Annotated in this window: 10 protein-coding genes; 7 read left to right on the top strand and 3 right to left on the bottom strand. The window is 67.9% G+C overall.

The genetic code is table 11. The annotated features are described in order from the left end of the window. The first annotated feature begins 31 nt into the window (after nt 1–31). Both E3T22_RS05890 and E3T22_RS05885 read left to right on the top strand, forming a co-directional pair. Nucleotides 32–646, top strand: coding sequence for a TetR/AcrR family transcriptional regulator (locus E3T22_RS05890; RefSeq protein ID WP_088457480.1), 615 nt, complete (start codon nt 32–34; stop codon nt 644–646). Between the two features lie 60 nt (nt 647–706). After that, nucleotides 707–1,678, top strand: coding sequence for a DUF5692 family protein (locus E3T22_RS05885; RefSeq protein ID WP_088457479.1), 972 nt, complete (start codon nt 707–709; stop codon nt 1,676–1,678). A gap of 83 nt (nt 1,679–1,761) precedes the next feature. Here E3T22_RS05885 and E3T22_RS05880 read toward each other — a convergent pair whose 3' ends face one another. Beyond that, on the bottom strand, nt 1,762–2,577 hold the full coding sequence (locus E3T22_RS05880; RefSeq protein WP_088457478.1) for an alpha/beta fold hydrolase: 816 nt from the start codon (nt 2,575–2,577) through the stop codon (nt 1,762–1,764). 92 nt (nt 2,578–2,669) lie between these two features. Here E3T22_RS05880 and E3T22_RS05875 point away from each other — a divergent pair, with 92 nt between their 5' ends. From E3T22_RS05875 to E3T22_RS05865, 3 genes are all read left to right on the top strand, one after another. Next, on the top strand, nt 2,670–3,281 hold the full coding sequence (locus tag E3T22_RS05875) for a TetR/AcrR family transcriptional regulator (protein ID WP_088458150.1): 612 nt from the start codon (nt 2,670–2,672) through the stop codon (nt 3,279–3,281). Nucleotides 3,282–3,389: 108 nt separating this feature from the next. After that, nucleotides 3,390–4,958 (top strand): MFS transporter, encoded by a 1,569-nt coding sequence (locus tag E3T22_RS05870; protein ID WP_134480765.1) that lies wholly within the window; start codon nt 3,390–3,392, stop codon nt 4,956–4,958. Between the two features lie 76 nt (nt 4,959–5,034). Further along, complete coding sequence (locus E3T22_RS05865; RefSeq protein WP_088457476.1) at nt 5,035–5,955, top strand: AEC family transporter; 921 nt, start codon at nt 5,035–5,037, stop codon at nt 5,953–5,955. A 12-nt stretch (nt 5,956–5,967) separates the two neighbouring features. Here E3T22_RS05865 and E3T22_RS05860 read toward each other — a convergent pair whose 3' ends face one another. Next, on the bottom strand, nt 5,968–6,456 hold the full coding sequence (locus E3T22_RS05860; protein ID WP_241983603.1) for an antibiotic biosynthesis monooxygenase: 489 nt from the start codon (nt 6,454–6,456) through the stop codon (nt 5,968–5,970). Nucleotides 6,457–6,543: 87 nt separating this feature from the next. Then, nucleotides 6,544–7,380 carry an exodeoxyribonuclease III gene (locus E3T22_RS05855; RefSeq protein WP_088457474.1) on the bottom strand — a complete coding sequence of 279 codons (837 nt, stop codon included), beginning with the start codon at nt 7,378–7,380 and terminating at the stop codon, nt 6,544–6,546. A 69-nt stretch (nt 7,381–7,449) separates the two neighbouring features. Between E3T22_RS05855 and E3T22_RS05850 the strand changes: the two genes are divergently transcribed. Both E3T22_RS05850 and cofE read left to right on the top strand, forming a co-directional pair. After that, the gene (locus E3T22_RS05850; RefSeq protein WP_088457473.1) at nt 7,450–8,451 is read left to right on the top strand and encodes a TIGR03557 family F420-dependent LLM class oxidoreductase; all 1,002 of its coding nucleotides are present in this window, start codon (nt 7,450–7,452) and stop codon (nt 8,449–8,451) included. A 2-nt stretch (nt 8,452–8,453) separates the two neighbouring features. Then, nucleotides 8,454–9,647, top strand: coding sequence for a coenzyme F420-0:L-glutamate ligase (gene cofE, locus E3T22_RS19640; protein WP_088457472.1), 1,194 nt, complete (start codon nt 8,454–8,456; stop codon nt 9,645–9,647). Nucleotide 9,648 lies beyond the last annotated feature (1 nt).

The raw sequence follows: 9,648 nt of genomic DNA, 5'->3' as shown, positions 1-9,648 counted from the left end.
GCTGTGTCAACGGCGGGAGTAGCGTTCAAGCATGAGCACCCCGACGGCCTCCCCTCGCCAGAGCAAGCAGCCCGACGAGCGCCATGACGAGATCGTCGCCGCGACCCGGCAGCTCTTCGCCGAACGGGGCGTTGCCAAGGTCTCCGTCACCGAGATCGCCAAGCGCGTCGGCGTCACGCGGGGCCTGATCTACCACTACTTTCCCGACCGGGACGCTCTGATCGACCTGATCTTCGAGGACCACATCACTGAGTTCGTCGACGCCGTCTCCCGCTGGGACGCCGACCGGGAGCCCGGCAATGTGGCCAAGGCGCTGCTGGACTGCGTGGTCTTGTTCCGCCACCACCTGCACGCCAAGGACATGTTCCGTGAAGACCTCGGCCACCCCGAGAACGCCGGACTGTACAACCGGTTTGTGGACCGCGCCGTGCGCGCCATCGTCGAGCGCCTGCGGGTGACCACCGTCGAGGCCTACGCGCGGGCGCACCACATTGACATCGAACACGTCGGCGAGGTCTTCTACGTCCTGGTCTACGGACTGATCGGCCTCGTGCGCTCGTCGCCCGACGTCGACGACCAGGTGCTCGTCGCCATCGTGCGACAGACACTGCACCTGGACATGGGCACCACGAACACCACCCCGTGAAGACGCACCACCCGTAAGACGCACCACCCCACAAAGAAAACCGAATAAGGAGAAACGAAGATGTTCCTGTACGAGTCAATCCCCTGGTACTCCACGCTGATGTGGGTTGCGGTGGTGGCGGGCCTCATGCTTGCCAACGAGATCGCCCGGGCCAGCAAGTGGGCCGCCCTCGTGTTGTTCATCGGGCTACCGGTGGTGCTCACCATCTTCGTCTGGCCCCACACCGCGGGCGCCGACTCCAGCACCGGCACCTGGTTCCACTGGGTCAAGGTCTATTCCGCGCTGGCCGGCTGCCTGGGCTTCATGGCCATCCGCTTCATCCCGAAGCTGGCGAAGAACAAGTACTGGCTGATGTTCCCGGCGGCGATCCTCGCGCTGAACATCTTCGAAGCGGTCATCCGTGACTTCCAGGTCTACGGCATGCAGGGCATGGTCGACGGCGTCTTCATGGTCGGCGGCCCGTGGAACATCATGAACGGCATCGCCGGGCTGCTCAACCTCGTCACCATCTGCGGTTGGGCGGGCATCATCATCAGCCGCGGCAAGAAGAAGGACATGATCTGGCCCGACATGCTCTGGTTCTGGATCATCGCGTACGACCTGTGGAACTTCGCCTACGTCTACAACGCCGTCGGTGACCACTCCTTCTACGCCGGCGCCGCCCTACTGATCTCCTGCACCATCCCCGCGTTCTTCATCAAGCGCGGCGCCTGGCTGCAGCACCGGGCGCAGACCCTGGCGTTCTGGATGATGTTCACGATGGCCGTGCCCACCTTCGTGACCAGTTCGAAGTTCGCCGTCGAGTCCTCGCACAACCCCACCGCCCTGTTCATCGTCAGTGCGATCTCGCTGGCCGCCAACATCGCCGTGGTCGTCTACCAGGTGCGCGTCATCGTGCGCACCAAGCGCAACCCGCTGAAGGACGAGCTGTTCGTGGAGCTGCCCGCCTACCAGAAGGTGCTGGCCGACAACCGGCCGCTGGATGCCGCCCCCGCCGTCACTGGCTCGCCCCGAGCCGCCGCGAGCGTCTAGTTCCGCACCGCACCATCCCGCGAAAGCGGTCGTGTGGTTGCCTCGAGCCTCTCGAAGCAACCACGTGGCCGCTTTCGCGGCCGTTAAAGGGCGTTTTCGGTGAGCCAGTCGAGCAGCACCCGCTGCACATCGGCCGCTTGTTCCACGTTCGGCAGGTGCGCGGTGTCGCGGAACACGCATCCACTGGCCTGGGGCAGCGTCGTCACCAGGTACTCGTACGCCGCGAGCACCTCGGACATGTCGTACTCGCCCACCGTCACCAGGGCGGGCACCTCGATGTCGACGACCCTGTCGAACGCGGGAGGTTCGAGCGGCAGCGACACCGGGCGCTCCTCCGCGTGGATGACGTTCACCCGGTTGAGCGCGTAGGCGGTGGAGACGAATTCGGGGTCGAGGTCCTCCTCGCGGCGCAACGGGCCGAAATCCCAGATCGCGGCCTCGAGGCGAGCCAGCCGGTGCCAATCCTGGGCGGCGAAGGCCTGGTCGATCTCGTCGAACCGGGCATCCTCCACCTCGGTCAGCTCGGTGTCGGGGAACCCGCTCGGGCCCGCCCCGATCACGATCAGCCCGGCCACCCGGTCAGGGCTCTCCACCGCAAGATCGATGGCGATGGTGCCGCCGCGGGAGCACCCGATCAGCGTCGCGCGGGCCACGCCGAGGTGGTCGAGCACGGCCAGGGCATCCGCCCGGTTGGAGAACTCGACGTCCTCGGTACTGGTCTGGCCGAAGCCGCGGGTGTCGAAGCGGATGACGAAGTGCTCTGCGGCCAGCGCGTCGATCTGCGGGTCCCACATGCGCAGGTTCGCGATCCCCGCGTGGATCAGCAGCAGCGCCGGTTTGGAGGCGTGTCCGTCGCTTTCGTAGTAGAGGCGTGCGCCCGGAACATCGAGGTTAGGCATGAGTCGAGCGTAGGGGAGCGCATCCGCCGGCGAAAGAGCCGGGCTTACGAACCGGCACAAGTGTACGTTAGAGTACACATGTGGTCGGGGAGATGAGTAGGCGCAGTGCCGAGCGGGCGGATGCCGTTCTGCAGGCCACGACCGACCTCCTCGCCGAGGTCGGGTTCTCGGCGATGACGATCGATGCCGTCGCGGCGCGGGCGCACTCCTCCAAGGCCACCATCTACAAGCGCTGGCCCACCAAGACCGCCCTGGTCGTGGCCGTCGCGGCCAAACTCGGCCCCATCGACATTCCGGTCCTCGACGCCTCACACACCCTTGCCGAAGCGCTGACGGCGATCACCGCCGCTGTGCGGAGCATCACCGTGGGGCGCTTCGGTCAGCTCGTGCTCGCTCTGGATGCCGCCGGCCGGTCCGACCCCGCTGTCATGACGGCGGTGGCCGAGCACCTCGCGGAACCGCTGCACCTGGCCGTCAGCGCAGCCCTCGACCTGCTCAAGCAGACCGGCCGGATCGACGACCAGGCTGACACCTTTCTCGCCGCCCGCATGATCCTCTCCGCGATCGTGGATCGAGCACTCGCCCGCAATGATGTGGTCTCGGCAGACGAACTGGCGAGCATCGTCCGTGAGTGGCTGCTTCCGGTGCTGTCTCCGCAGCGCCGCGGCACTCGCACCCCCGGCCCGACCGCCGGTCCCGGCTAGCCGCCGCCGGTCCCACCCCGCACGCTTCGGCATCCCGCGTCGGAGCGTTGTCCGTCGTGCGCGCACGCACACCATCCCACCTCCCGCACCACCGTTTGGAGTACCACCATGTCCACATCCACCCCCACTCGGCCGGCCACCGGCCGCCGATCACTCCGGGGCAACCCGGGCCTGTCCCTGGCCGCGGTCTGCTTCGGCCTGTTCATGGTCGGGCTGGACGGCACCGTCGTCTCGGTCGCGAACCCCGCCATCTCCGACGCCCTTGGCACCTCGTTCACCGAACTGCAGTGGATCACCAACTCCTACCTGTTGGCCCTGGCGGTCTTCCTCATCCTCGGCGGCAAGCTCGGCGACAGGTTCGGGCGCAAGAAGATGTACCTCATCGGCGTCGCGGCCTTCGCGGTCACCTCGGTGGCGATCGGCCTGGCCGGCACGACCGAGGGCGTCATCGCCTTCCGGGCACTGCAGGGGCTGAGTGCCGCACTGCTGATGCCGCAAACCCTTGCCCTGCTGCGAGCCACCTTCCCGCGGGAGAAGTTCGGCATGGCCATCGGCATCTGGGGTGGCGCGTCATCCGTTGCCATCGCCGCCGGGCCCATCGTGGGCGGCGCGCTGGTGGGCACCCTCGGCTGGGAATCGGTGTTCTACATCAACGCCCCCATCGCCGTGATCGGCTTGATCCTGGGTGGCCTGGTGCTCAAGGAAAGTTCCGCGACCAGCCGCGCACGGTTCGACATCGCGGGCGTCGTTCTGCTTGCCCTGGGGCTGTTCGGCATTGTGCTGGCCGTCGTCCAATCCGAGTCCTGGGGCTGGACCAGCCCGCTCACCCTCGGCGTTCTGGCCGGCGGACTGGTGCTCGTCGCGGTCTTCGTGGTCGTGGAAAACCGCGTGGCGGCGCCGCTGCTGCCGATGGGCCTGTTCAGGAACCCCACCATCACCGTGGGCGCCCTGGCCGTAGCCGCGAACTTTTTCGCCCTCTTCGGGGTGACCTTCTTTCTGGCGCTGTTCCTGCTCAACTTCCGCGGTGAGGAGGGCATCGCGGCCGGCCTGATGTTGCTGCCGCTGAGCGCAGTGTCTATCATCGCCTCGCCCATCGGCGCCGCCCTGGTGAGCAAATTCGGCATCCGTCTCACCATGTCGCTGGGTCTGGTCCTTGTGGGCGGCGCATTGTTCGGGCTCACCCCGATCAGTATCGACTCGCCGTACGTGGCCATGGCGGTGCCGTTCGTCGTTCTCGCGCTCGGGGTGGGCCTGGTGATGACCTCGGGTGCCGAGGCCATCGTCGGCAGCGCACCCGTGCAGCTCGCCGGCGTCGCCGGGGGACTGCAGGCCACCTCCCTGCAGCTCGGCGGCGCGCTGGGTACCGCGGTGCTCGCCGCCGTGGTCTCAGCCGGAACGGCCGCGGGACTCGGCTCCACCACCTTCGCCGGTGCGGAGGCCGTGGCCCAGGGAATCATCCCCACCGGTCTGGACGCCGCGACAACGATACTGGCCAGGGACGCCTTCACCGGCGGCCTGTCGAGCGCGTTCGTCGTGGCCGGATGTGTGGCCATAGTGATCGCCATTGCCGCTGCGGTCTTCGTGCGGAACCCGAAGGCGCACCACACTGTGGAAGAGGTCTTGCTTGAGACCGAGTCCGGAACCTCGGGATCCTCGGCGGACGCGCTGCTGCGCTAACCGGCCCGGTTCCGGTCAGGGCCACCGCCGCAGCCGCGTGCGAACCCGGCACCGGCGGTGGCCCTAGGGTCGAAGAGTGGGCGGTGTACTGGTCGGGTTCTCGATCATCGGGTTTGTGATCCTGGTGGGCTACGTCGTCGAGCGCACCGGCGTGGCCGGCGAGGACGCCGGCCGGGTGCTCAACCGCATCGCGTTCTTCGTGGCCACCCCGGCGCTGCTGTTCACCGTGCTCGCGCAGGCGGACGTGCGGGTGCTGTTCTCCGCGTTCCTTGCCACGGTGCTGTGCAGCGTGATCGTCGGCATGCTGCTGTATGTCGTGCTGGCCAGGATTTTCTTTCGAAACCCGCTGCCGGAGACGGTGCTCGGCGCCACCAGCGCCACCTACGTCAACGCCAACAACATCGGTCTGCCGGTGGCCATCTACGTGCTCGGCAGCGCCCAGTATGTGGCGCCGGTGTTGCTGCTGCAGCTGCTCGTGCTCGCGCCGATCACCCTGAGCATCCTCGACGCGTCCACCCGCGGACGGGTGTCGGTGCGCAGCATCCTCACCCAGCCGCTGCGGAACCCGATGATCATCGCCTCGGTTCTCGGCGTGCTCGTCGCCGCCTTCGGCGTCCCGGTACCCGACGCCGTGATCGCGCCCCTGGACATCATCGGCGGTGCCGCGATCCCGCTGGTGTTGATGTCGTTCGGCATGTCGCTGCACGGCCAGCGACTGCTGCAGGCCGGCACCGGCCGCAAGCAGGTGGTCGCGGCGTCGGTGATCAAGGTGGCGCTGATGCCCGTGATCGCATACCTGTTCGGCAGGTTCGTGTTCGCTCTCGAGGGCCCCGAGCTGTTCGCCGTGGTGACCGTGAGCGCGTTGCCGACCGCGCAGAACATCTTCAACTTCGCCTCCCGCTACGACCGGGGCGTGGTCGTGGCCCGGGACACCGTGCTGGTCACCACGATCGGCGCGATCCCGGCGCTGGTGATCGTCGCGGCGCTGCTCGCCTGAGCGTCGGGCCGATCAGGCCTTCTTTTTGGGCGCTTTCTGCAGCCATGGCCGCAGCCGGCGGGTGATGAACGGCATCACCACGTAGGTCATCATGGGCGCCATCACGAACGTGGTCAGCAGGATCCGGAGCACGGTCGGGATGTCGTTCCAGTGCGGATCCACCCCGGTGACGAGGTAGGTGAAGATCACGTTCAGCGGAAAGAAGCCCAGCCCGATGGCCACGGCCTGCTTCCAGCGCGGCGGCTGGACCGGCGCGGACGGACCGGCGTTGACCTGGGAGTCGTCGAACCAGCCCTCGATGCCGGTGCGCCGCACCACGTGGGACTCGAGCACCAGGCCCTCACCCTCGAGCAGCCAGCTGGTGCGGGCGATCGAGTGCTCCCAGGCCTCCAGCGAGGCCGCATCCTTGAATTTGTAGAGCATGTGCCAGTGCGCGGAACCGGCGTGCGCGCGCACCCAGCCGGAGCCGAGGAAGCCCGGGTATTCGTTGGCGAGGTCCATCCCGGTCTGCACCCAGTGGGTGGCCTCGTCGAACCGGGCGGGGTCGACCTTACGGCGGATGGAGACGGTGAGCTCAACCAGCGGGGCCTAGAAGATCATCGGGCGGTCGTCGTCCTCGTCCTCGGTCTCGATGTCCACCAGCACCGGAACGTGGTCGCTCGGGGCGTCGCCCTTGCGCTCGTTGCGGTGGATGCTCGCATCCGTCACGAGCTCACCGAAGGCCGGTGAGCCGAGGATGAAGTCGATGCGCAGGCCCTCGTTGCGCGGGAAGCGCAGCTGCTTGTAGTCCCAGTAGGTGAAGCCCTCCGGCACGATCGGGCGCACCACGTCGGTGAAACCGGCCGCCTCGAACGCTTCGAACGCGCTGCGCTCTGCCGGCGAGATGTGGGTGGACACGCCGGGTACCAGGGTGGGGTCACCCACATCGGAGTCCAGCGGGGCCACGTTCCAGTCGCCCATCAGTGCCATCGCCAGCCGGGGGTTCTTGGCCAGCTCGTCGGCGGCGTGGGTCTTCAGCCGGGTCAGCCAGTCCAGCTTGTAGACGTAGTGCGGGTCATCCAGCGAGCGGCCGTTGGGCACGTACAGGCTCCACAGGCGCATCTCGTTCACGGTCACGCCCAGCGCGCGGGCTTCCAGCGGCAGGCCGGGACCCTCTTCACCCTTGAGGAAGCCGGGCATCTCGGGGAAGGCGGTGACCACATCCGTCATCTCGTGGCGGCTGGCGAACGCGACGCCGTTCCACTGGCTGAGGCCGTGGATGGCCAGTTCGTAGCCGGCGTCCTCGAAGGCCTGCGCGGGGAACTGCTCGGGCTTGCACTTGATCTCCTGCATGGCGAGCACGTCGATGTCCTCTCGCACCATCCAGTCGACCACTCGGTCGACGCGGGCACGGATGGAGTTGACGTTCCAGGTGGCGATGCGCATGGCTCTAAGCCTATTTGGCGCGGGCGCTCCAGAAACCTCGCCGACACACGCGAGTGGCAGGATGGCAGTATGTCGGAATTGCAGATCGGTTACGCGGCCATGTTGGAGCAGTTCGCCCCCGCCGAGGCGGTGGCGCTCTCGGCCTATGCGGAGGAGCACGGCTTCTCCGGGGTGATGGCGGCCGATCACTTCCAACCGTGGGTGCCAGCCCAGGGCGAATCCTCCTTCGTGTGGAGCGTTCTCGCCGCGATCGGTGAGCGCACCAAGGGCGACATGGGTCCCGGCGTCACCGCGCCAACCTTCCGCTGGCACCCGGCCATGGTGGCGCAGGCCTCCGCCACACTCGCCTCGATGTACCCCGGCCGGCACTGGCTGGGCCTGGGTTCCGGTGAGGCGCTCAACGAGCACATCGTCGGCGGCTACTGGCCCGAGGCGCCCGAGCGCATCAACCGTATGTTCGAGGCCATCGAGATCATCTCGAAGCTGTTCACCGCCAGCATCGCCGGCAAGGACGTCAAGCACTCTGGCCAGTTCTTCAAGCTCGAGTCCACCCGGCTATGGACCATGCCTGAGGTCGCGCCCGAGATCCTCGTCGCCACCGCCGGCCCGGTCACCGCCAAGCGCGCCGGCCGGCACGCCGACGGCCTCATCACCGTCGGCGCCCCGCTCGAGAAGATCTCGATGCTGTTCGGCAAGTTCGACGACGGCGCCCGCGAGGCCGGCAAGGACCCGTCGACCATGCCCAAGGTGCTGCAGCTGCACATGAGCTGGGCCGAGACCGACGAGGAGGCCATGGCCAACGCGTTGCACGAGTGGCCCAACGGCGGCATGAAGTTCCCCAAGGGCGACATCCGTTCGCCGTTCGAATTCGAGCAGATGGCAAAACTGGTGCGTCCGGAGGACTTCGAGGGCCGGATGATCATCTCCGCCGACCCCGACGACCACCGTGCCTACATCCAGAAGTTCGTCGACCTCGGCTTCGACAAGATCTACCTGCACAACGTGGGGCGCAACCAGCGCCAGTGGATCGACGTCTTCGGCCGCGACGTGCTGCCGAAGCTCGCCCGGTAGCGATGCATTCCGCGGCCGACGGTGCGCGCCACCGGCTCGAGGTGTTCGTGCTGCCCGGAATCGGCGAGGTCCGGGCCGGCGACGACCTGGCCGCGACCATCCTGGCCGTCGCTGGTCCCGCCGCGTCCCGTCTGGCCGACGGTGACATCCTGGCCGTGACCAGCAAGATCGTGTCCAAGGCCGAGGGCAGGCAGGTGGCCGCGACCGACCGGGAGCAGGCCATCGCCGACGAGACCGTACGGGTCGTCGCGACCCGTGCGCATCCGGGCGGGGTCACCCGCATCGTCGAAAACCGGCAGGGCCTGGTGATGGCCGCCGCCGGTGTCGACGCCAGCAACGTCGAGCACGGCACTGTATTGCTACTGCCCGTCGACCCGGATGCCTCCGCGCGCGGCCTCTGCGCAGCCCTCCGCGCCGCCACCGGGCTGCATCTCGGGGTGCTGATCACCGACACCGTTGGCCGCCCGTGGCGGGACGGCCAGACCGACATCGCCATCGGCGCTGCCGGCGTGGCCGTGCTCGACGACCTACGTGGCAGCATGGATGCGCACGGTCGCCGCCTCGACGTCACCGTCGCCGCCGTCGCGGACGAGATCGCCGGCGCCGCCGACCTGATCAAGGGCAAGACCAGCGGCAACCCCGTCGCCGTGCTCCGCGGCCTCGGCCACTTGGTGGGCGCGATCGACGCGGGGGATCGCGGCGCGCGCCGGCTGTTGCGCGACACTGCGAACGACATGTTCCGCGTCGGCAGCGCCGAGGCGTACGCGGAGGGTTATGCGGCCGGGCTGGCGGCTGCCGAGGCGGACCGTGGGACGGATAGCGCACCCACGAACGCTGATGAGGCGGGGACGGCCAGGGCTGCTGATGACAGGACCGCGGCCGCCGACTTGCCGGAAGATGCCCCGACAGCGCCTCTAAGGGGGCACATTGCGGCAACTCGTGAGATTCCTGATGCCGACTTGCCGCAAAAGTCCCCTATCGGGCCCGCGAGGGGGCACTTTGCGGCAACTCGTGAGATTCCGGATGCTGCCGCCGACGACCACCTTGGTGAGTTGCCGGTTGAGGCCCCCACCGCGCACGGCACAGGGCCTCAAGTGGCAACTCGAGAGGATTTGGCTGGTGAGTTTCCGGTTGAGGCCCCCTCGGAGCGCAGCAGTGGGCCTCAAGTGGCTTCTCGCGGAACCGCATCCGCGTGAG

It is taken from the genome of Cryobacterium sp. TMB3-10, assembly GCF_004402305.1.
Classification (GTDB): domain Bacteria; phylum Actinomycetota; class Actinomycetes; order Actinomycetales; family Microbacteriaceae; genus Cryobacterium; species Cryobacterium zongtaii.
Note: the sequence above shows the minus strand (reverse complement) of the source record. Positions and strands in the feature narration are given on the sequence as shown.